We start from the raw sequence: 22535 nt of genomic DNA, 5'->3' as shown, positions 1-22535 counted from the left end.
CTTACATTATTCCACACAAAAAGCAAACGGTTACTTGTTCCAGTAATGCTTATAATCTTGTAAATATTGTTCAATCTGAAAAGGTTCTTGGCCAGTAATACTGGTAAATGTGTTCGTAATTCCCTTAGCTAACCCCAATTTTGTAGGGATATGGATGCCTGTCACCACATTTACATATGCTGGATTTATTCCTTTATTTATCATGTACGTACGAAAAAATTTAATGGAAGGATTCGTGTAAGTAATGGGGCGCTTCAATATGTATGACATCATGTCCGCTATTTGGTAGAAATCTAGTGCACGATTGCCGGTTAGTGCATATTTTTGATGTTTGTGCACCCCACCTTCTGCCAATGAGCAAGCAGCCACTTCCGCGATATCTCGGACATCTATGAAACTAGTTTTTCCTTTTCCCGTAGGGACAAAGATGCGATCATTACGCACGATTTCGTCAAGCAAAAACATATTTAAATTTTGCATAAAATAGCCGGCACGTAAAAACGTATAGGGGATACCCGTTTGAACGATGGCCTTCTCATTCTTATGATGAGGTATAAATGGAAGAAACTGCACATCTTTTACAGAAAGATAAACTATATGCTTAATGCCTTTCTCCTTAGCTTTATGAATAAATGCGTGATAGTCGGCAAGATTTGTCTCAGGCGGAAACATGAGGAAGATTCTATCCACGCCAAGCAGTACGGAGTCAAAAGTTTCGTGCTTCTGGTAGTTTAATTCGGCATAAGTGATGTGCTCTCCGTAAATTGTCTTAGATTTCTCAATATCTTGTTCATAGACTACTCCGTTCATCACGTGTATAGTAGAAAAACTTCTTTTCTTAACATATCATCTCCGCAAGCTCCTTTCAAGGGAACTTGCTTAGCGTGGTAACACGACGGATACCTCGCGACGGGTTGCCGCGGAGCGCAACACCCCGTTGTGTCGCCACTGTTAGATCATCTGCCGAAAAAAGTGGGTTGAAGCTGCCGATAATAAGGAATGGTTATCACCTGCGAACCTTGCGGAGAAACCTTTAGCTCATTTATTCTTCCTTGGTCAACTAAACTGCCATTTCTCTCGACTTTCCAATGAATCTCCAAATCCTTAGCTTCCATTCGCACAGGTGCAATCACTTTCTTCAGTTCTAATAAGCCTGTATGCGCCCTTCGATCAGGTATCACCAGTCCATCGATACAGAAGTTTCCATCATTCGGTTTATCACCAAAATCACCGCCATAAGCATAAAAAGGCACACCCTCAGCCGTATGTTGCAAAATGCCGTGGTCACACCATTCCCCATAGCATGGCTATATTCACAAAGGAACAATCGTTTGGTGTTGTACGTATCCTTTGCGTATGCCTCAATTTTCTCGACTGAAGCATACATACGGCTATCTACATCGAGCGATTCAACATTGGCGTTACCATTGTAAGCCGTTCGAACGGTTCGAGAAAAGCTACGAAGCAAGGTAATGCTTAAATCACAGTGTAGACAGCACCTTCACCTTATAATCACCTCCGCTACCTCTTATGACTCGTCATTGCCGATTGTACGCTGGAAGATCAACAGTAGAACTGAGCATCAATACAAAAGTCTTGAATAGCGTATTCTATCAATTCCCCTTGTCCAAACCACTTAAATTATGAGTACAAATTAATACTAATTACTCGATGCTATTTCTTTTTCTCGACATATCATAATAAGTACATTTGATTAAATGGAGATGAGCGAATGACAACCCGAATTGATGTGTTAATTCCAGTAATTGAAAAGGTCCTAGTTACACTCCCCCATGTTAAGTATACCGTGATGTCTATATGAGGCCCTATTATGTTGTCTGGAAAGGACCTGTACACAAAAGAAGCGGTCTTGGTCGTGCAAGTAGAACGTATGTACATTCACTAAGGCGCCAGAATGTTACTGTTAGAGTTGGTGCTGCTTTAAGACATGGCATAACGTTAAAAAGACGAAAAGCACTTATTTATCATCATATTCCTAGTCAAATTCAATGGAAGAAAGAGCGAGTCTTGTATGATCGAATTATTTTGAATACCGTTTGGGAAACAAGCAGGATCCCCAAGAAGTGGCGCCCCCATATGAACAAATTTGATGCGGTTTTTGTACCTTCACGACATAATAAAAGGGCATTAAAGAATAGCGGTGTAAAGATACCGATTTTCAATGTACCTCATGGTGTTAACACCAGGGAGTTTCATCCGAACAATAAGAAGATGACTTTGACTCGTGCGGCGGGAAAATTTACATTCGTGTCTATCTTTGGCTTCCAGCATCGTAAAAATCCAGAAGGCTTGCTTAGGGCATACTGGGAAGAATTTTCATCAAAAGATAACGTTATTCTTGTAATCAAAACGAACGGATATGCAGCTTATGAGAATGAGCAATGGATTAAGCATCAGATATCGATATATAAAAAAAGGCTGGGTATCCGCAAAGATACAGCCCCTGTTGTCATTATCGGCAGGCGACTCAGTGAAAGCCAGCTGAAGGGTTTGTATACGCTAGGTAATGCCTTCGTCCTCCCCACTCGTGGCGAGGGCGTCGGACTACCTTTTCTAGAAGCGTTGGCGAGTGGTGTGCCGGTCATCGCAACAGGTTGGGGTGGACAAATGGATTTCCTTACTCCTAATAACTCGTTCTTAATTCCTTTTAAGTTGAGGTGCCCATCTGTCAGCATGAACAGTCAGCATGCCATCTCAAGAAAGTTCAGCCATCTTTTTGCGCAAAAGGGACAACTATGGGCGGAACCGGATCTGCACAGCTTGAAGAAGATCATGAGGAAAGCTTATGAGAATCCCGGACTTTGCAAAGCAAAAGGACTCCAAGGCAGAAGAGATATGTTTCAATTATCTTGGGATCGAGCGGGAAAATTAATGAAGATTGCGGTTGAAAAAGTACTGCGATCTATGAAATAAAATTGAAGGATGATGTTCCCCAAGGAAGGGAAAATTGAACCCGTCGATCATCGAAGTGATCTTTGCCCCTATGAGTTGCCTAGGATCTAATTTTAACCGTAAAGCCAGGACTGAGCATTCTCTGTCCTGGCTTGTCTACGTTGTTAAGGCTTCCATATCTTATGTTCAATGGATTCTAACAGTCCCAGAAATCGCGCCTCCAATAATATGTAATGGATAGTGAATCCCAGACCAAATCCGGGAAAATCCGATGAGCGAGGCAAGAACGATCCAAACCCGTCCTTCCTTTCGGCGCCAAAACCAAATTGAGACCGCTACCGCAAAAGCTGCAGCTGCATGACTCCTAACGCTACGCCAGCTGAAAGGAGCCTATTCACGACCATTTTCCGATTATCTGGGGAGCTTACTAAACCAATATTAAAAACTGATGAAGAAATCAGATTAGATTCCGCTCGTCCAGTAAACGTTTCTCATCCTCTTCTCATTTGATGCATGTACAATAACCAAGTCAAGGAGTTTAATAATCAATGAACAAGGAGGATACAAAATGAAATCGATTCAATCGAATGAAATGAAACGTATGTTAAGTAAAGTCCCAGAGGTCACCATTTATTTCTGGATCATAAAAATCTTATGCACCACGGTCGGGGAAACTGCTGCTGATTTCCTCAACGTAAATCTCAATTTTGGATTGACGGGTACCTCCATTGTAACGGGAGTCTTTTTGCTTGTAGCCATGTATGTTCAGTTTAAGTCTAAGCAATATATACCGAGCATCTATTGGTTGACAGTATTCTTGATCAGCATCTTTGGTACGCTTGTTACGGATAATCTGACTGACAACTTGGGAATTCCCCTTGAGGTGAGCACGATCGTTTTCAGTGCAGGCTTGGTATCAACATTTATTTTATGGTATGCCAATGAGAAAACACTCTCAATCCACTCCATATTTACGAAACGAAGGGAAGCCTTTTATTGGTTAACCATCCTGTTCACATTTGCGCTAGGAACGGCAGCTGGAGACTTAATGGCAGAAAGCCTAGGACTTGGTTATGTCGTAACAGGTGCCATCGTATGTGCGGTTATAGCCATCATGACTGCCTCGTGGCGATTGGGGCTTGATGCTGTACTTGCCTTCTGGATTGCTTATATCATGACGCGTCCATTGGGCGCTTCCATCGGGGATTTCCTTTCACAAACACAAGATAATGGTGGGTTAGGCTTAGGTGCAACGGTAACAAGCGTAATATTCATTGCAGCGATTCTGCTATTGGTTATTTTCCTCTCTGTCACCAAACGAGATTTAATACCAACGATACCAACATCAGCAAAGACAGCTACTGAACCCAAACGATTCAGCGTTAAATGGCAAGTTATTGTGGTAGTAGCTGTACTCGTGCTCGCGGCAGGAACAGGCTATTATATGCGGCATAGTAGTCTCCAAGATGCCTTACCGTCGGGGTCTTCGTCTAGCTCCAGCACTCAAGCTTTCCCACAAGATGATATTTCAAATTTCATGAGAATCACTGAAGATACATTAAGTCTTGTTCAAGCAGGGAATCCTTCAGCCGCAAAGACACGCGTGAGTGATTTGGAAACAGCTTGGGACAAAGCTGCCGCTCGGCTTAAGTCAATAAACAAAACGAAGTGGAGTAAGGTTGACAATGCCATAGATAAAGTATTGCGCCAAGTACGTGCTGTACATCCAGATGCTACTGCTGGTAAAGCATCGCTGGAAGCTTTGATATCAGTACTTAATTAATTGGAACATTTTATTATATATATTGGGGAACTTTTCAAAATGAAAGCATCCCCGTCCCACTCTCACCCAAAATCCCCATACATATGGCTGGTTCTTGATCGAACGGGTTTTTAAATACATATTTTTGAATTCATCAGCACTAGACAAGCTTATCTATCCAATGTAGTTAAAACTGTCAAAGGGAATCGATACGCTCTTATTCAATTTTTAAACAAGCAGCGAACGATCACAGAGGTGCTAATTGCATTTAATTCCGACCTCGCAAGAAGATAACTGTGGGCGCTCGCCGACCTTTTGTAATTCTTTTTGCAGGAAGGCTTATCCCTCTTAAAACGCAAGTAACTATTGTTACTTCAGCAAAAAAACACCTCCAATCCACTGATCAAGAGGATTGGAGGTGTTTTTGCTTTAGGAGGAAAATCTTCGCTGACGTACCATCATTTTAACTCCTAACAAACCCAGACCGACTACACAAGCCGCGAAAATAAACCATATTGGATGATGGACATGCATATTCAAGTGGTTCCACACTTTACCAAGCTTTTGACCTAGAAAAACAATAACTAGAATCCATGCCATTGCACCAACATACGAGATGATCATGAATTTAGTGAACCGCAATTTTGTAGCCCCTGCAATGAACGGAGCAGCATGCCTAAGACCAGCTACATAAAAGCCTACTAATAGTAAGATGGCTCCATGCTTTTCAAAATGCACTGCCCAACTTTCTAATCTGCTTTCAGTAAGCTTAATCCACTTGGTTACTTTGCTAATCCGCTTCAAACCTATACTTTGTCCTAGGAAGTAATTAACTGTCATGCCAGCACTTGCTCCTAGCCAGGCGAAGCCGATGATGCCGCCAAAATGTAAATTAGTCTTAACGGCTATATAGCCTGCACCTAGCAGGATAATCTCGATCGGTAACGGGATCCCTATAATTCCAATGAAGAGTGCTATAAAAATACCTGCATAACCGTAATGGGTGATTAACATGATCATTGAATGATGATTCATTTTTCTTCACCTGCCTCGTATTAGATAGTATCACAGGAAAGTGAGAAGAACATGAGAGAATTTTTAGCAACAAATAGTTATTTTGTGTATGGATTGTCAAGGTATTTCCCCTCATCCGATTCTCATCAACTTCTAATTAATACCCTTAAAGCCTTATTGGAACTAGTATTCCCCCATGTTTGGTAATCTATAGGGCATTCCAGATATGTTACGGTTATCCTAGTTGAAAACCTAAAACACGATCCTGAAGGGGGATATCCAATCATGAACAACATGAAGAAGAGCCGCTTAAGCAAATCGCTATTAGGCATCACACTTAGTGTATCCTTATTTGCATCTGCTAACCTAATTTCGGCGCCACAATCCGCACATGCTGCAAGCAATGTTTCTACAACAGTAGCTTCTACAGCAATATCTGGGAAAGCAAATAGTATCATTACAACTGGTAAACAATATCTAGGTGTGAGGTATAAATTCAGTGCTCTAAAAGGCAGTACAAGCTCCTTTGATTGTTCGTCTTTTACACAATATGTATATGGTAAGTATGGTATCAATCTTCCCCGTTCGTCAAAGCAGCAGTCACAAGTTGGAACTTTTGTTGCTAGAAATCAGCTTCAACCGGGGGATCTTGTCTTTTTCTACTCACCAATTCATCACGTTGGTATCTACATGGGGAATGGAAAAATTTTGCACACTTATGGCAGCCCGGGTGTGACGATTTCAGATATGAACTCTGGCTGGTGGAGCAAGAATTACAAAACAGCCCGTCGTGTGATTCACTAAGTCTTATTCCACTATGTTTTTAACTAAATAGCCAAGCTCAGAAGACCTCCTTCCGTTCTCCAACTGAAGGAGGTCTTCTTCCTATGGCAGAACATCCTGCTTTCTTGGTACATAAGATATAAGGCGATTGATTTCAAACACCTTGAAAAGAGTGGTGTTAATGTCATATAGAATACTTGTCATCGAAGATGAAGAGAAAATAGCAAGGCTGCTGCAATTAGAACTCACACATGCTGGGTATATTGTAGAGTTGGCTCTAGATGGCTCAGACGGGTTAAGAAAAGCATTCCCCCTCGGATATTGTGAATGGACTTGATTTCGGGGGCCAGGATTATGTGACGAAACCATTTCACTTGGAAGAACTGCTTGCGCATTCTCTCCCAAATTCGTTGTTAACTTTTATACAACGTTAGTGGGCTACAGCCCCTTATCTACGAATCAACCTTGCAATCGGCAATCCTTGTTCGTTTATCCCCTGAATAACTAACTTAGCGATTTCCCATGCACCTTCTGCTGAGAAATGCGTGTCATCTTGGACACCCTCCGGGTAATTGGCATTTTCTCCAGGGGTAAGCCAAAGAAACAACGTTTTCGTCTGCTCACCGCCCCATGTCATGAATAGTTCTTTGCTTTTTGCAGCTAAGTCAATAATAGCTACATCATATTCCTCCGCCAACTGCTTCACCGCTGTCGGATAGTCACCGTGCGTATCGGTGAACGTCCCCTGCTCGTCAAAACTGCGCCTTTGTACCGAAGTGATTAGAACCGGCGTAGCTCCTTTTGCCCTAGCTCCCTCCACATACTGACGCAGGTGATCCAGATAACTTGTTTGTGGATCGGTATGTCTTTCCTCATCCGGTTTCTGATCATTATGACCGAACTGTATCAAGAGGTAGTCGTCTTCACGTATCCGATTTAAAATAGCGGCTAAGCGTCCCTCATCGATAAAGCTTTTAGAGCTTCTCCCTGAAGCGGCATCGTTGCTTACAACCACGTTATGGTCAAAGAACCAGCCCAACACCTGCCCCCACCCAAGACGCGGATAGTAAGAAGGCGCATAGCTCGACATCGTTGAGTCACCCGCCAAATAGAGGGTAATCGGTTGTTCATCAGATACCGGATTCCAACCGTCATGACCGGCCAAGATGTTTTGGGCAGCGAACCTGTCCGCTTCCTTACGAGCAATTACTTTGGACCATGCCGCACGTCCGTGGTTATCAGCTCCGGGGCCTATACTTCCATATTCTATGAATGCTAGCTCATCTATAGGTTCCCGCTCACCCCACCTGTCCCATCCTTCGACCTTAATATGAGATCCTAGCCAGCAATCAATGAAGGCAACCTTAGCGTAATTCCTCCATGGTCTGCCCAAGGCAACGGATTGTTCAGCCGCCTCTCCGGTTAATTTGCATCTAATAAATACATAACCAAACTCCACTTTCTCAGGTGTTGATGCTGCTGTGATCCAGCCGCCCCCTGACGAAGAAATTTCACAATCCTGAAATACAGCCGTAGCGGAGCCGAAAATAAAATCGATGTCCCCTTCTATATAACATCGTTCATAATACTGACGCACCGGTCGTATCGGGAATCCCTCCCTCGGACCTCCGAAGCTGGCTCTTTCTCTTGGTTTGGGTGGCAAAGGACCCGTAAATAACGTATCCTGATGCCCAAGAAATTTACAATCTTGAAAAGAGATCCGGTCACCGTCGACGTAGGCTGCCAGCGCTTGTCCAACAACTTCTCCACTTCCAGCCGTATTTTCAAAGGTGAGTCGCTTAACTGAAATATCATCTCCACCTATAAAAACCGTGTAGGAATGAAAAGTATGATATGGTTCTCCGTTCGGAAACGTTTTGTTCGCGTAATCGTCATAGGTAATGATGGTCGTCTCGGCAGATTCTCCAATTAAATGAATATGTGACTTATATATCTCAAGTTTTTCTTTATAAATGCCGCTTTTAATGATAATGATCGTTGGTTCTGACCGTTCTTCAGGAATGTGATTGATGGCCTCCTGAATGCTGATGTAATCTCCACTTCCATCTGCTGCAACTGTAATCATAGTTTACCGCCCTTTCTGGTCACTCTGTACGCATCATATTGTTTTTGAATTTCGGTAATAACATGATTCATACCCGCATCCTTCAGCTTCGCTCTAAAGCTCTCCATCGTTGCCGCCCAGTCCACCTTGGCGTCGTATAAGAGTGGCAGATACTCTGTAATAATGACATTGAGCTGGGCAATTTCAGATTTGATCGGCGCCAGATCAGGCATAAAACCTAACGTTGGGGATGCTATAGCTTCCTTATCCCAGCTGCGCAGCTGGTTGCTGTAAGCAGGGGAAATATATTTGCTGAAACGAACAAACCGGATATCATTCCAGGTCCAACTAATCGGCGTATATTGATGCTCAGGCGCAATGCCGTCATAATCGATGGCGCCGTCCTGCAGCTTATAATTTACATCCTTGATCCCATAGGTGAACAGGTCATAGTTCTCCTGACTGCTCCTCAACCAGTTGAGGAAAGCAACAGATTCATTCACATGTTGACTGGTTGAAAATACAGATAGAATATTGTCCGCTCCGGTGAACAAATATTTAGGCTTCTCTGGGTGTAAATACACATTTTCCAACTCTCCGTCAGGATTCATCGCTTTAAAAGCATCGATTCTCTCCGTTTGCTTCAACACTACGCTCCATGTCGCGGCAATTTTACCCGAATTAAAGGCAAGCTCTGGGTCCTGATAACGAGATGTATCGGAAGGGCCGTAAGGGATATATCCTTTCCCTTGCCATTCGTGCATCTTCGCCATGATATTTTCAAAAAAGTCCGATTCATACGTACTTCTAACCTTAAGCTGCGGGTCAGCCGGATCAATATAAACGGGAGCATTCAAATAGGCGCCGGCAAAAAAAGCCACATCGCCGTATTCTCTGAGCAAAAATCGTCCTGTATCATAAAAATAGGGCGTAATCGCTGGTTCATTCATATGAATCGTTGCCAAATACAAATCCATATCTGCTACTGTCTTAATTTCGGGAAGACCATATTTCTTCCTGAGATCGCCGCGAATCTGCACAAAGCTTTGAAACTCCGAAATCGGCATCACACGCGGAACCCCATAAATATGCCCATTAATGGTCACACCCTGAAACGCGTAATCCGGCGTGCTTTTGACAATATCCTGACCGTAATCATGCAGGGCATCATCGAGGGGCGCCAGCACTTTTTTGGAAACAAAATCCGATATGTTGGAAAAGGCTGATAAAGCGATATCATACGGCTCGCCACTCGCCGCAATCAGCCAAACTTTATTCCAATATTGATTAAACGGGATATACGTAAATTCCAGCTTGATAGGCAAACCATCCTTAGCCAGTTTGGCTTCAACGGCTTGAATGACTTCCGCTTGAGCAACCGGTTTGTCTAAAGGAAACAATAATTTAAGTGTGGTTGGATGTATGCCCAGCTTTGCCGGCGGTTGGGTGCCAACTATCGATGATTTCTCAGGATTAGATCTGGTGCAATAACGGATAGTCCCAACGAATATAGCAGTAGTTAATATGATAAGTACGACGTAAATGGACTTTCTCATCCCAACCTCTCTCCTCCTACCAATTTGAAATCAATTGCAAGTTCGCCCTAAACTGCTCAGCTATCCTCCTATTTTACTCTAAAAAGCCTCTTCCACAAACTGACTTATCCTGTGGATACGCAAAATAAGGATAAACACAGCAGTCATATGAAACATCTGCTGTGTTTGATTCACCTCATTATTTTTTACTGGCTGCTAGGTAACGATCATATTGCGCCTGTTTGCCTTTCACGACATCTTCAACGCCCATGCCTTTTAACGTCTTGATATAGCTGTCGAATTTATCGAGGCTTTCTTTGCCCGTAATAAATTTGATATTCATCTCATTCACATAAGTCGTAATATCCGGCATCACCGTATTTTCTGTGCTCGCTTCAGCTTGCAGCGCGTAGACGAATGGGAACGGAGCTTTGATATATTTCTCCATCTCTTTATCAATTTTCGCATGCCAAGGGGCTACTAGTACATCGGTTGCTTCAACGGACTGCTCTATCGGTAAATTCACCGGATTGATGCCAAACTTCTGGATGAAATCATTGTCTTTACCTTTCTCTGTAAATTGTTTTTTACCATCGACAATGTCATACGTTTGACCTTTTAATCCCCACACGTACACTTCTTTGGCCTCATCACTGCTCGCATAATCCAAAAACTTAAACGCCAGCTCCGCGTCCTTCGTATTTTTGGAAATACCGAATATGCCAGTGATTGGGTTTCTGCCAATGTAGAATTGCTCCCCATGAGGTCCTTTCAATGGAGCAATCCCTTTAATAAGCGGCTTCGTTGGGTCATAATCCTTGAACAGCTTGCTGTAAACCATGGATGTGTACCAACTGAAATTGAAGGTAGCCCCCGTAATATTCTGAGAGAACTTCGACGTAATCTGATCGGCTGTTACACTGGCAAAATCTGCCTCTAACAATCCTTCCTTATATAGACCATTTAGATAGGTGAGGTATTCCTTATAATTCGGTTCATAGTAAGAATAATGCACTTTCCCGTCTTTGTCCGCGTAGAAATTGTTAGCTAAATCTAAACCAAAAACGGGTCCGAATGCACTTGCCAGTTGACTAGGCGCAACGGAGAACGGGATTTCATCCTGCTTGCCATTTCCATTCGGGTCGCCGTTCTTAAACTTGCGCAGCATATCAGTAAACTCTTCCAACGTTGTTGGTTCCTTTAAGCCAAGCTTCTCCAGCCATCTCACGTTCACCATAAAGGTAGGCATGTAATTTTTGGTTACTGCCAACTGCGGAAGATAGTAGATTTTCCCATCGGGTGTCGTTAAGCTCGCTTTCAGAGCCGGGTATTTCTCAAATAGCTTTTTAATATTCACACCGTACTTATCAATGTAATCGTTCAACGGCTTGAACAAGCCTCCCTGAATATTCTTCATCAGTTGATCCTGGTCGAGTTGGTAAATAATGTCCGGCAAGTCTGCTCCTGCCGCTAGCCGCGGGCTAATGGCATCTTGATAGGTGGATGGCGGAAGCAGCTCCCAATTGACCGTAATGCCTGCTCTTTTGCTAATCTCCTGAACGATCGGAGCTTGCTTAAGATCCACATTATTCGTCCAGGCATTCGTAGCAAGTATTTTGAGCGTACCGGTTTTATCCGTAATCGGCCCTGTTCCCGTGTAGTTGAATCCTGACGGCGTAGCCGTTGAACCCGTTTCAGCCTTCTTTGCTCCCGAATCCGGGCTGGCGGTCGGCGTGCTTGAGCCTCCGCTTGTACATGCGGCAGCTACCATCGCAAATAAAGCGGTGACCAATGTCAGACTTGCTGTTGTTTTTAGCGTTTTTTTCATATTTATAACCCTCCCTATTTGTAAAAAAATTACTTCTCTATCCAGCAAAGGTATCGCTACCCTTTTACTGCCCCCAGTGTGATGCCCCGAACGAAGTACTTTTGAATAAACGGATAAATCGTAATAATCGGTAAAATACTGACGACAATCGAGACGTAACGAATCTGCAGCGTTGACACAGCAAGTGCTTTGGCCGCTGTTTCTCCGCCCATTTTTTGCATAATCTCAGGTGAAGCCATGATCAGCACCCTCCGCAGGAAAATTTGCAGCGGCTGAAGCTCTGAATTGCCCAGATACAAAAGAGCATTGAAGAAATCGTTCCAGTGTGAAACGGCATAATACAAGGTCAACACCGCCAATGTCGGTTTTGTTAGCGGTATCGCAATTCGGAACAATAAAGTGAAATCTTTAGCTCCATCGATATTAGCGCTTTCAAAAATCTCATTCGGGATATTCTCAAAAGCAGAACGCAGAATCATGACGTTAAACGTACTGATCAGAACGGGAAGGACCATCGCCCATCTCGTGTTATAAAGCCCTAATTCTGTAATAATCATGTAGAGGGGAATAAGTCCTCCAGAGAAATACATTGTAAATGCAATGTAGAAATTGAGCTTTCTTCTGAGAAAAAACTTCTTTCTCGAAAGCGGATAAGCCGCTAAGCACGTAGCCACAAGATTAAAAATCGTCCCTACTACCGTGTACCAAACCGTATTATAATAAGACTTCCATAATTCCGAATACCCCAGCACCATTTTGTAACCATCAAAATTAAAATCAACCGGAAATAGGGTAACCAGCTTGTTATCAATCGCTTCCACCGAGCTCATTGAGATGCTTACGACATAAATGAAAGGATACAAAGTCACAACAATCGCGATAAGGACGATACTGTAAATGAGCACATAGAAGCTTCGATCCGTCCATGATTTAACCATTACTTTCTCCTTTCTTGAGCCGTCACTACCATAACGACATATCGTTAACACGACGGCTCATTTGATTAGCCGCATACACTAAAATAAAACTGATAACTGAATTAAATAATCCCACGGCAGTTGCGAAACCAAAGTTTTGCGACTCAATCCCTTGTCTATACACATAAGTAGAAATAACATCAGCGGTTTCGTAGGTCGCCCCGTTGTACAGCAGGTATACCTTTTCGAAATTCACGCTCATAATACCGCCTATAGACAGCAATAGCAGGATCACAATGGTCGGCTTCAAGCTTGGCAGCGTAAGGTGCCATACTTCTTGGAACTTGTTGACCCCGTCAATTTTGCCCGAGTCATACATTTCTTGATCAATCCCCATAATAGCCGCGATGTAGATAATGGAGCTGAAGCCGAAGCTTTGCCAAATACCCGACACCGTAAAAATGGAACGAAACCATTCGGGAGCCATCATAAAATTGATTTTCGCCATCCCAAACGACGCAAGCATCGTATTCACAATACCATCTGTAGGCGATAGGAAATTAATAATCATCCCGGCGATAACGACCGTTGAGATAAAGTGAGGCAGGTAAGTCACCGTTTGAGCAAAACGCTTGAACACCCCATTCTTAATTTCAACCACGCAGATCGCGAACAAAATGGGGATGGAGAATCCGATAACAAGCGGGTAGAACGCCAATAAGAAGGTGTTCCTGAGCAGCCGCCAAAAATAACGGGAATGCACGAACTGGTTCAACCATTTGAGACCAACCCAATCTCCTCCAAAAATACCATGGCCCGGCGTGAAATTTTTAAAAGCAATTAGAATCCCCGGCATCGGCAAGTAACAGAAAATGAAATAGTACAGAAAAACCGGTAAAAACATAAGCAGAAGTAATTTATCTCTGCGGATCAGCTTGATCAGTGGCGGTTTCTTGTCCCCCAATATGTCCAACTCCTTTCAATCAGCAACCCTATAAATGAATTTTAGCAAATACCTTGCTTCGTTAATATCCAACATTTTTTCGATATGTAACACTTTCTTACGGATGTTTTTACCGACGGGAAAATAAAAAGCACCTGCTTCAGCTAGGCGTGATCGCCCAACAAACAGGTGCTACTTTTTCTTGTGCGTAGGCTCCTCCGGAGTCTCTATCGCCAAATAAGCAGGGAAGTTCAAGTACACTTTTGTGCCTTTTCCGAGCTCGCTATGAATGCGTAATCCATATCCTTGACCGAAGCGAATCTGGATCCGGTCATGCACATTTTTCAACCCATACCCGGTCGTATTCATCATTAGAATCTGATCGGCAAGTTCTCGAGTCATCCCCGGTCCATTATCTTCAATACTAAAAACCAAATCATTCCCCACCATATAGCCTCGGAGCACAATCCGGCCTCGTTCGCTTCCCTTACGCAGCTTGTCTATCCCATGTTCTAGCGCATTTTCGAGAATCGGCTGAAAAATAAGATTAATCATATCAAAGCGCATCAGTGCTTCCTCAACCTCACAATTAAAATCATAACTATAATTGTGCATAATGCTTTGAATATGCATGTAATCCTTAGCATTCTCCAGCTCATTTCGAACAGGGATGAAGTTTCGCCCTTTATTGAGCACCGTCCGGTAAAATCTGGACACCGTATTCGTAAGTTGACTGATTTCCATGGCATCGATCTGCAGCGCTTTCCAATTAATAATCGACAGTGTATTATACAAAAAATGCGGATTGATCTGCGTCTGCAGCGCCTTAAGCTCCGCCTCTTTTTGTGTAATTTTGCTTTGATACACCTCTTCGATCAGCGTGTTAATATTGGTCAGCATATTGCCAAATCGATTGGTCAACTGGCCAATTTCATCTCTGGCCTGACTGGACACGTCAATCTTCAAATTCCCATTTTCAACAATCAGCATTTTTTTATTGAGTTTAATAATCCGTTTAACGAATGTATTCGAAAACATCCAAATAATCAGCAGCAATACCGCCAAACAAATCACGGTAATGAGCACAGTCGCACTTACAATACTTTTGGCATCCACCGATATTCCATTCTTGGGCGTAAAATAAACGAGCTTCCACCCGGGCTCCGGAATGTCTTCTGTGATGTACATGTATTTGGTGTGGTTCATGAAAAAAGAGCCGATTTTTTCATTCAGCTGAGCCGGTATAACAGATGGAACAGAGAGATTAGCTGCCAAACGAAAGTTCTTGGACAAAACCGGATTCCCTTGCTTATCGAGGATCAAGACCCCGTAGGCGTTCGTTTTGATTTCATTCAAGTCCTGAAACATGCTGTCCGCATCGATACTCAGAAACAAAACACCCGGCGACTTTCCCAATGGCACGCCATCGTCACTAACAAACAAGCGCGTGGCAAACAACTTGCCATTCCTAATATTCCACTGCGTTTCTTTCGGTTTAGCCACCCGACTCGTCCAAGGCAAATCATTCGTCAAACCAAGCGGTAAAATATACTCCCCTCGCAAAATGGACGGATTATCGGTAAACACAGAAATCTGCAAAATATCCGTATTAAAATCAAGAATATTACTAAAAAACGGATCCACATAGTCGCGGTATAGCAACGGAAAATCACCATCGTTGGCGATGAAAATCCGTTTAAACACGACATTTTGCGTGATCGAATTAATGATCGCTTCATGCTGCTTCGCTCGAAAGTTTATCGTCTCGGCAATTTGGCTGATCGCCCCATCCAAATTTTGTTTCGCCTGCTGCAGCAGCAAGCTGCTCGCTTGATGATAAGAAAACAACCCCAGCACAAGAACAGGAATAATGGAAACTACGATATAAGAAATAAACAGCTTTTGCTTAAACCTCAGGTTTTGGAAAAAAGCCAGGAATCTTCTCATATCAGCTCTTCATCTCGCGGAATTTTGCCGGACTTTGTCCGTGATACTGCTTAAAAATTTTACAAAAGTACGAATTATTCATAAATCCGACTTTTTGACTGATATCTGCGATCGTCAAATTCGTGCCGCGCAGAAGCTCCTCCGCCTTTTGCATACGTACGAGCGTCATATATCTAACCAGCGTTTGCCCTACTTCCTTACTGAACAAGTAGCTCAAATAAGTTTGCGTAAGAAACACATGATCCGCAATCCATTTTAGACTGATATCCGACATATAGTTATCTTCAATGAGCTTCAAAATGTCCTTAATTACTTTTTTGCTAAATTCCGGGCTATGCACATCAGTATCCTTGCCAAGTAGTGCCATCACAGAATGAATCTGCCCCTTAAGTTCAGTCAAGGATTTGCAACCAAAAATAGCCTCTACGACGGTTTTAAACGCTTGATTGTCATTTTTCCCAGCTGTTTCCCACATTTTCTTTGCCAATTCAATACACATGTATTTGATATAAATAGCTGAATGCTGCCCGCTGCCATCAATCGTTTTGAAGAACAGCTCGACACCTTTGCGGAAACCAAAGTCATCCTTCATCTCCAAGTGCCAATAGACCGTTTCCATCAGCTTCGGAATCGTATCAGACAAGTCTTCTTTTCCCTGACTTTCATCCGTATACAACACCGTGCTTTCCTGAAAGAAAAACTTGTATTCTAGCAAGCTCTCCATTAGCCTGAACTCCTGCGCCAGTTCACTTTCCGTGGATACATGTCTCCCGACGACAAGCGTGACCGTCTCTTGATACAGGTTTAAAATAACTTCCTTAAGCCTGTTCCCAAGCAGAACCTGTTCTTCCCCTTTCACTGCCTCTCGATCATAAAGAACGAAAAGCAAGCTCTGATTTTCATTCAAATTAACATATTCGAATGGCGCGGCCATTACCGCCTTCACACGATCGGGCAGATCGTCATGCTCCACATCAAATACATGATGGGTGAAATCAATCAAAATCATTTGAACAGATATTTGGTTAAAATCGATACCTGATAGAGCAAGCTTCTCGGGAAGCCAGGGCTTTTCTCGTTGACCGTTGTAGATCAACTCCAGCAATAGCTGTTCCTTCTCCTGCTCTTGATCTTTTTGGCAAAGCGCAATGACGTGGGTAAACTCACGTATGAAATCATTCACGTCAATGGGCTTCAGAAGATATGAAAAGATATGATAATGGATCGCCCTTTGGGCATATTCGAACTCCCCGTACGCGCTGAAAATAATAATTTTCAACTCTGGAAACCGCTCCCTTGCCCGCTGGCATAATTCAAGTCCATCCATGAACGGCATCTTGATGTCTGTTAACAAGATATCAATTGGATGGGACTTCAGTACGTCCAAAGCCTCTTCGCCATTCTCTGCTTCCATCACAGATAAGGGCAGTTTATATTTATGAATGAGCAGTTTGATACCTTCTCTTTCGATGTGTTCGTCATCAACGATGAGTATCTGAAGCAAGGTCTTCCTCCATTTCCAGACAGGCCATCACAAAAGGTGCAAACCCCTTGGGGTCATCTCTACGCACTGGCTCGCTGATATAATAGGCATAAGAGCCATCGCGATAAGGAGTTCCTCCTAATCCCGCGACGCTGCAAATTTGATTGACATGTAGTGTACCGTCCAAGTCTTTTTCTACACAATGGGTAAGCAGCCCTTGAAATCCTTTGCGCGCTACCTCTAAAGAGGTCTCGCTCAAATACCCTTTCCTGGCTCCTTTAGCTAAAGCATAGACGAACATCGCTGAGCCAGATGCCTCCAAATAATTCCCTTCACGCGCCCCCTGATCCAAGACTTGATACCATAGACCAGATTCCGGTTCTTGGACACGAGCAATAGCTTCCGCCAGTCGATGAAATAAACCAATGACCAATCCCCGCTTGGAATGATCAATCGGCAAGAAATCCAACACATCCACAATAGCCATGACATACCAGCCAATCGCCCTCCCCCAAAAGTGCGGGGAACAGCCTGACTCCTTGTCTGCCCAGCGCTGCTCTTTGCTTTCATCCCAACCATGATAAATCAAGCCGGTCTTCGGATCGCGCGCTCGCTGCTCCATCAGGATAATCTCATGCGTCACGTCATCGAACCATTCCGAAGCGTCAAAGGTTTGCGCGTACTGCGCGAGTAGCGGTGAAGTCATGTAGACGCCATCCAGCCACATTTGATACGGATAAATCTTTTTATGCCAAAGGCCGCCTTCCGAGGTGCGCGGATGACCTTTCATTTGGGTTACCAACAGCTCTAGCGCTTTGCGGTAACGCTCGTCTCCCGTCTTCTCCAAAAGCAGGAACAGCGACTTGCCCTGATTGATTTGGTCTACGTTATATTCTTCCAGACGATACGTGTCAATACGACCATCGGATGTGATAAATAAATCCATATTCGTTTGGATATATTCCAAATAGCTATAATCCCCTGTCTTACGCCACATCTTTTCGAACGCGGTTAGTATACAACCGTTTTCATAATTCCAGCTTCTTCTTCGCTGAAACGGCATATCGGATACAATTGGATACTGCTGCATGAATGATTCGGACATTTGAATAGACCACTTCGTAGACATATGAATTCCTCCCAGATTAAAGCTACTCCATCCCCATTTTATCAGACGAGGCTAACGATTTACATTTAACATTTTTTCGTTCCATGCAACTATTTTATGTTTCTGGGGTTGAAGCAAAAAAAACTACGACAGCAAGACTAACTAGCAGGTATTTCCAGTCATTTGTCGAAGGTATAAAGGTCAGAATTCACCCTAGGAGATGACCTTCATGCTTGAGAAAAATAGATTGGGTGCCGCGCCCAGAGTTTACTTCAGACCTGAGTTTAAAAACTGTCCACACTGTGATTCAAAATTGCGGAGAACCCATACGGCATGGGAGAAAAAAATTGTCACAAGAGACGGAATCATCCATGCATGGAGCATGGCTTATGCTTCCAAGAATCTAGACTGCTCACATGCAGGCGTTGCCTATAAATCTGCTGAAGCTGAAATGCTTAGCATGAAGCATTCCTCCTATGGATATGACGTACTTGCTCTCGTTGGTGAGCTGCGCTTTAAGCAACATCGAACGGTTGCAGAAATTGCAGAAGCATTGGCCGGTCCCATCACTTCAGATGACAAGGCATATTAGCGAACCATGATTCTGCCAAGACTCAATAAAAAAATTCAATATATAGGAAGCCTCGGCGGGGCTCAAAAACAAAAATTACTTTCACGAGCATCATGCGTGCTATTTCCGTCCATTTTCAATGAACCTTTTGGCCTTGTCATGGTGGAAGCTTTAGCTTGCGGAACACCGGTTCTGGCACTCAGAAACGGTGCGGCCCCGGAAGTTCTCAAAGGCCTCCCTCAGCTGCTGTGTAGGGGTACGAATGAAATGGCAAACAAAATTAAAGATCTAAGCAAGCTTCCTAACCCTTACACATGCAGAAAATATGTAAGAACTCATTTTTCGGACGTCGTTCTGACAAACAGGTTTATTGCACTTTACAAAAGAATTATACATCACCACTGATATGTATTATAAATTACTAATGATAAGCTTTCCTGCCCAAAGAAAAGGAGGCTGTCTCAAAAGCACTAATTATAGGTGTGGAGGACATTCCCGATCATAAAAAAGTGACAATGTGATTGAAAAAGGAGCTAAGCGGCTTTTATGTGCTTAGCTCCTTTGCTTTTTGCATCAACTGCCGCCTTCTTTAGCAGGTTAAGGGCAAGCGAAAGCCACCCAACCTCCAGACTTACTTTGGGTAAGCCTCGAAGCAGGAATCTTTTAAATCCACGATTGTTCCTCAATGGTGGCGAATAGCGTTTGTACTTTCTCTTGCAGCTTTGCTTTATATTTGACAACCGCTTTGCCCCAAACAAATGTATACCGATTGGCATTGGCTTCAATTTTGGTCCCGTCAACAAAGTAGTGCTCGAGTTGAACGTATTTTTCATCAGCCAAAAATTGCAGAACTGCGGCAAAAACGGTCTCTAACACGGCTTTCATCCGTTCAGAACGAAACCGGTTAATGGTGCGGAAGTCTGGGCGCTGTCTGCCAGAGATCCACATGAACATAATATTTTCCCGGACAGCCTTGGCGATCTGGCGAGAAGAGTAGGTACGCTGGGTGTAGGCATAAATGATGACTTTGGTGAGCATCTTCGGGTGATAACTATCTCGGCAGCATTCACGATGCGAACGAGGTGATTCTGAGGAATATCTTCTTCCAAATCCATTGGCAGGCAAAAATTGATCCATGGTATATTGAATGTACAAAGAAACCGTCTCCTTTTGTAAGTGGTTGGGTGGTACCTCTATTTTACCAAAGAACGGTTTCTTATTGTTTACAAAAATGAGAGGCTATCCCTCAGTCATTTTCATGACTTATGGGACAGCCTCTTTCGCCCGAAAAACGTGGCATAGGTCTCGCTTACAGCAATTCACACTATTCCTTGAGCATGATGCTTGCTACCGCAGCCAAATCTACTACATCAATCTTTCCATCCCCGTTCATGTCACAGTTCTTAACCTTCTCCCAATCCGGATCGTTGCTGGATTTTCCATAGGCTGCAGCTATGATGGCAATATCGCCAATACTGACTTTGGCATCGCCATTTTGATCGCCTGGAATGTGGGGATTAACGGCATCCGCAAATGTTTGCAGTGCCGTCGTCAATGCGGTCTCAGCTGCATCTACCTGTTGTTGGCTGCTGGACGCACTATCGGCTACGGCTTTCGCGGCATTAATCGCACTTTGCAGCACAGCCTTGGAACCTGCCTTATACTGGCTGGGAAGCGTGCCTTCGACAGCATTGTCATGCTTGCCTTGAGCTTTTGAAATGAGTTCAAGCAGCGCTTGCTTATTCACGGAAACGGCCTGGATCACAATCTGGCTGTTATTTTCCGTGTTCAAGGTCGTCTCTCCTCCACTGCCGTTCGAGACAACGACGTTGCTTAATGAAACGGTTGTCGTTCCGGCTTGCGCAGTAGATTTGACCTTCCACAGTAGCTTAATAATATCCCCGCTCGCAGCATTGGCATTGTCTTCGCCTAGCGATACCGCCAATATGCGGACTTTGCCTGGCTGCTTCGAGGTATCGACAATGGAAATCGCATTTTCTTTCAGCGATACGGCCGAATCGAACTCCAGCCGTTCCGGATCAAAAGTCAGCGTAATGTCCTGCGCATAAATGCCTCCCGCTACATGCCTCAACCCATAAATCAAATCGAAGCTTCCGCCTGGCGCGACATTAACCGCTCCGTTTAATACTGCGGCAGGAGTCGTTACCTCTCCAACGATTGTAATGAGAATTTCACCTGTATAATGGGTGCCGTCAGAAGCGGTCGCTATGACTTTCACCTTGCCCGGCTTTTTGGCGGTTACGACGCCTTCCGTAGTGACGGCAGCTTTGTCAGTAACACCTCCATTCAATTCCGTAACCGTCCAGGCTACCTTCGGATAACCTGCCGACAATTGGACGGAATCTCCGACATGAAGGACTACGCTGATATCAATTGATGAAGCCGTGGCGGCATTGGCGGATTTCGGAAGGGAAATGATGTTGAATAACAAAAAAAGTACAGTGAACGCTATGAGTCCCATTTTTCTCATACGTTATATTCAACTCCTTAAGCACCTTTATGTTTGAGCATCGATAGAATCAAGTTGACGGCCTCCGCCCGTGTTGCCCTATCGTTTGGCGCAAATAAATTGTCGCCTCTGCCTTGAATCAATCTTGCTTTGGCAGCCGCCGATACGTAAGGAACGGCCCAGTCCGGCAGATCGCCTGCATCCGCAAATGTGGATGGGTTGTTCAAATCGACCTTCATGCCAAGCGCTTTAACAATCATGACGGCAAGCTCTGCGCGAGAAATGGAATTCCCGGAGCGGAACGAGTTATCTGCATACCCGTTTACAATGCCTAATTTAACAGCTTCAGAGACAAAAGGTCTAGACCATACAGGAATGCTGTTCAAGTCGGCAAACGCCAGACCACTGCTGTCAGTCGGCTGAATATGCAGCGCACGGATCAGCATTGCAACAAATTCAGAACGGGAGACGTCCTCGTCCGGGCGGAAAGTTTGATCCGAATATCCGTCTACAAAGCCTTGCTTAACCGCCGCAAAAATCGCTTCTTTCGCCCAATGATTTCGGATGTCCTTGAAATTCGTTTCCTTGATTGTCGGCAGCTTGTCGATCAGCGTAGAGACTTTGGCTGAATTGGATAGGACGGAAGACGCCAATTGGCTGTTAACGAGTTTTACGTCTTTCAAAGCAATCTGAGCTTCTCCAGCATCGATCGGTTCAAAAGTAAACGTACAGAACGTTATTTTTCCGTCATCCCCAGGCACTTTGCCCAACTTTGTATGCGCATATTGAATTTTATTTTCTTTGATGATCGGACTGATGGAAAATCCGCCTTCTTGCTCGGCTTTCGCTTTTTTGAATATCAGCCGTTTGTTGTCAAACTCCAGATTCACTTCATAAGCATAGACGTCTTTCAAATTTTCTCCTTTGACAGTTACCGTAATCTCACTTCCAGAGTCCTGCTTCACATCGTGGATATCCAAAGTAAAAACGGGTTCATTAGCCGCAAAAACTAATGGAGATGACCATGTGGAAATAAAAAATACTAGTGCTAAGCATAAAGATAAGCAGGTTCGTCTCACCAAATCTCTTCCCTTCACGATAAGTTAGGATCTTAATGAAATCCATTTTGTATCAAGAAAAAACGCTACTTTGATGCTTGTCCAACAACATCAACTGCATCTTACGATACATATCGT

General features: G+C 43.7%; 18 protein-coding genes and 3 pseudogenes. 6 read left to right on the top strand and 15 right to left on the bottom strand.

Annotated features, from left to right (window positions below; genetic code table 11):
• Window positions 1–30: 30 nt before the first annotated feature.
• Window positions 31–810, bottom strand: coding sequence for an NmrA family NAD(P)-binding protein (locus IEY34_RS08780; RefSeq protein ID WP_189010374.1), 780 nt, complete (start codon window positions 808–810; stop codon window positions 31–33).
• Window positions 811–956: 146 nt separating this feature from the next.
• Window positions 957–1387: pseudogene (locus tag IEY34_RS08775) on the bottom strand (glycoside hydrolase family 2 TIM barrel-domain containing protein).
• A 710-nt stretch (window positions 1388–2097) separates the two neighbouring features.
• On the opposite strand from IEY34_RS08775, the gene IEY34_RS08770 reads away from it, so the two are divergent.
• Complete coding sequence (locus IEY34_RS08770; RefSeq protein WP_229757535.1) at window positions 2098–2934, top strand: glycosyltransferase; 837 nt, start codon at window positions 2098–2100, stop codon at window positions 2932–2934.
• Window positions 2935–3099: 165 nt separating this feature from the next.
• Here the strand turns inward: IEY34_RS08770 and IEY34_RS37745 are convergent.
• Window positions 3100–3264 (bottom strand): annotated as a pseudogene (locus IEY34_RS37745) (phosphatase PAP2 family protein); the annotation flags it as partial.
• A gap of 217 nt (window positions 3265–3481) precedes the next feature.
• On the opposite strand from IEY34_RS37745, the gene IEY34_RS08760 reads away from it, so the two are divergent.
• A complete protein-coding gene (locus tag IEY34_RS08760; protein WP_189010370.1) occupies window positions 3482–4696 on the top strand; it encodes a COG4705 family protein in 1215 nt (404 codons plus the stop codon).
• 408 nt (window positions 4697–5104) lie between these two features.
• Here IEY34_RS08760 and IEY34_RS08755 read toward each other — a convergent pair whose 3' ends face one another.
• Window positions 5105–5710 carry a DedA family protein gene (locus IEY34_RS08755; RefSeq protein ID WP_189010368.1) on the bottom strand — a complete coding sequence of 202 codons (606 nt, stop codon included), beginning with the start codon at window positions 5708–5710 and terminating at the stop codon, window positions 5105–5107.
• A gap of 273 nt (window positions 5711–5983) precedes the next feature.
• Here IEY34_RS08755 and IEY34_RS08750 point away from each other — a divergent pair, with 273 nt between their 5' ends.
• On the top strand, window positions 5984–6493 hold the full coding sequence (locus IEY34_RS08750) for a C40 family peptidase (RefSeq protein ID WP_373291211.1): 510 nt from the start codon (window positions 5984–5986) through the stop codon (window positions 6491–6493).
• A 160-nt stretch (window positions 6494–6653) separates the two neighbouring features.
• Window positions 6654–6864, top strand: a pseudogene (locus tag IEY34_RS08745) (response regulator transcription factor); the annotation flags it as partial.
• Between the two features lie 56 nt (window positions 6865–6920).
• Here the strand turns inward: IEY34_RS08745 and IEY34_RS08740 are convergent.
• The 8 genes from IEY34_RS08740 to IEY34_RS08705 all read right to left on the bottom strand — a co-directional run bounded on the left by IEY34_RS08740 (window position 6921) and on the right by IEY34_RS08705 (window position 18319).
• Window positions 6921–8558 carry a pectinesterase family protein gene (locus IEY34_RS08740; protein ID WP_189010362.1) on the bottom strand — a complete coding sequence of 546 codons (1638 nt, stop codon included), beginning with the start codon at window positions 8556–8558 and terminating at the stop codon, window positions 6921–6923.
• On the bottom strand, window positions 8555–10093 hold the full coding sequence (locus tag IEY34_RS08735) for an ABC transporter substrate-binding protein (protein WP_189010360.1): 1539 nt from the start codon (window positions 10091–10093) through the stop codon (window positions 8555–8557). The genes IEY34_RS08740 and IEY34_RS08735 overlap by 4 nt, the downstream gene beginning before the upstream one ends.
• 178 nt (window positions 10094–10271) lie before the next feature.
• Entirely contained in the window at window positions 10272–11900 is a 1629-nt protein-coding gene (locus tag IEY34_RS08730) for an extracellular solute-binding protein (RefSeq protein WP_189010358.1), read from the bottom strand.
• 56 nt (window positions 11901–11956) lie between these two features.
• Window positions 11957–12838, bottom strand: a complete 882-nt coding sequence (locus tag IEY34_RS08725; RefSeq protein WP_189010349.1) for a carbohydrate ABC transporter permease — start codon at window positions 12836–12838, stop codon at window positions 11957–11959.
• Window positions 12839–12863: 25 nt separating this feature from the next.
• Window positions 12864–13781 (bottom strand): ABC transporter permease, encoded by a 918-nt coding sequence (locus IEY34_RS08720; RefSeq protein WP_189010347.1) that lies wholly within the window; start codon window positions 13779–13781, stop codon window positions 12864–12866.
• Between the two features lie 171 nt (window positions 13782–13952).
• On the bottom strand, window positions 13953–15707 hold the full coding sequence (locus tag IEY34_RS08715) for a sensor histidine kinase (RefSeq protein WP_189010345.1): 1755 nt from the start codon (window positions 15705–15707) through the stop codon (window positions 13953–13955).
• 1 nt (window position 15708) lies between these two features.
• On the bottom strand, window positions 15709–17211 hold the full coding sequence (locus IEY34_RS08710; protein WP_189010343.1) for a response regulator transcription factor: 1503 nt from the start codon (window positions 17209–17211) through the stop codon (window positions 15709–15711).
• Entirely contained in the window at window positions 17189–18319 is a 1131-nt protein-coding gene (locus IEY34_RS08705; protein WP_189010341.1) for a glycoside hydrolase family 88/105 protein, read from the bottom strand. Before IEY34_RS08705 ends, IEY34_RS08710 begins: the two co-directional genes overlap by 23 nt.
• Window positions 18320–18527: 208 nt before the next feature.
• Here IEY34_RS08705 and IEY34_RS08700 point away from each other — a divergent pair, with 208 nt between their 5' ends.
• On the top strand, window positions 18528–18890 hold the full coding sequence (locus tag IEY34_RS08700) for a hypothetical protein (protein WP_189010339.1): 363 nt from the start codon (window positions 18528–18530) through the stop codon (window positions 18888–18890).
• A gap of 6 nt (window positions 18891–18896) precedes the next feature.
• Window positions 18897–19274 carry a glycosyltransferase gene (locus IEY34_RS37740; protein WP_189010337.1) on the top strand — a complete coding sequence of 126 codons (378 nt, stop codon included), beginning with the start codon at window positions 18897–18899 and terminating at the stop codon, window positions 19272–19274.
• A 258-nt stretch (window positions 19275–19532) separates the two neighbouring features.
• Here the strand turns inward: IEY34_RS37740 and IEY34_RS08690 are convergent, their stop codons facing one another.
• The 3 genes from IEY34_RS08690 to IEY34_RS08680 all read right to left on the bottom strand — a co-directional run bounded on the left by IEY34_RS08690 (window position 19533) and on the right by IEY34_RS08680 (window position 22418).
• Window positions 19533–20024: a transposase gene (locus tag IEY34_RS08690; protein WP_229757534.1), complete on the bottom strand. Its 492-nt coding sequence runs from the start codon at window positions 20022–20024 to the stop codon at window positions 19533–19535.
• A gap of 169 nt (window positions 20025–20193) precedes the next feature.
• Complete coding sequence (locus tag IEY34_RS08685) at window positions 20194–21360, bottom strand: cohesin domain-containing protein (protein WP_189010335.1); 1167 nt, start codon at window positions 21358–21360, stop codon at window positions 20194–20196.
• A 17-nt stretch (window positions 21361–21377) separates the two neighbouring features.
• Window positions 21378–22418, bottom strand: coding sequence for an S-layer homology domain-containing protein (locus IEY34_RS08680; RefSeq protein WP_189010333.1), 1041 nt, complete (start codon window positions 22416–22418; stop codon window positions 21378–21380).
• Window positions 22419–22535: the final 117 nt, after the last annotated feature.

Source organism: Paenibacillus marchantiophytorum (assembly GCF_014640555.1).
Classification (GTDB): Bacteria; Bacillota; Bacilli; order Paenibacillales; family NBRC-103111; genus Paenibacillus_E; species Paenibacillus_E marchantiophytorum.
The sequence above is the reverse complement of the archived record's forward strand: the minus strand, read 5'-3'. Positions and strand labels throughout refer to the sequence as shown.

Coding starts and splice junctions, on each gene's coding strand:
- IEY34_RS08780 (WP_189010374.1), bottom strand. CDS start 810: ATGAACGGAGTAGTCTATGAACAAGATATTGAGAAATCTAAGACAATT.
- IEY34_RS08770 (WP_229757535.1), top strand. CDS start 2,098: ATGAACAAATTTGATGCGGTTTTTGTACCTTCACGACATAATAAAAGG.
- IEY34_RS08760 (WP_189010370.1), top strand. CDS start 3,482: ATGAAATCGATTCAATCGAATGAAATGAAACGTATGTTAAGTAAAGTC.
- IEY34_RS08755 (WP_189010368.1), bottom strand. CDS start 5,710: ATGAATCATCATTCAATGATCATGTTAATCACCCATTACGGTTATGCA.
- IEY34_RS08750 (WP_373291211.1), top strand. CDS start 5,984: ATGAAGAAGAGCCGCTTAAGCAAATCGCTATTAGGCATCACACTTAGT.
- IEY34_RS08740 (WP_189010362.1), bottom strand. CDS start 8,558: ATGATTACAGTTGCAGCAGATGGAAGTGGAGATTACATCAGCATTCAG.
- IEY34_RS08735 (WP_189010360.1), bottom strand. CDS start 10,093: ATGAGAAAGTCCATTTACGTCGTACTTATCATATTAACTACTGCTATA.
- IEY34_RS08730 (WP_189010358.1), bottom strand. CDS start 11,900: ATGAAAAAAACGCTAAAAACAACAGCAAGTCTGACATTGGTCACCGCT.
- IEY34_RS08725 (WP_189010349.1), bottom strand. CDS start 12,838: ATGGTTAAATCATGGACGGATCGAAGCTTCTATGTGCTCATTTACAGT.
- IEY34_RS08715 (WP_189010345.1), bottom strand. CDS start 15,707: ATGAGAAGATTCCTGGCTTTTTTCCAAAACCTGAGGTTTAAGCAAAAG.
- IEY34_RS08705 (WP_189010341.1), bottom strand. CDS start 18,319: ATGTCTACGAAGTGGTCTATTCAAATGTCCGAATCATTCATGCAGCAG.
- IEY34_RS08700 (WP_189010339.1), top strand. CDS start 18,528: ATGCTTGAGAAAAATAGATTGGGTGCCGCGCCCAGAGTTTACTTCAGA.
- IEY34_RS37740 (WP_189010337.1), top strand. CDS start 18,897: ATGATTCTGCCAAGACTCAATAAAAAAATTCAATATATAGGAAGCCTC.
- IEY34_RS08685 (WP_189010335.1), bottom strand. CDS start 21,360: ATGAGAAAAATGGGACTCATAGCGTTCACTGTACTTTTTTTGTTATTC.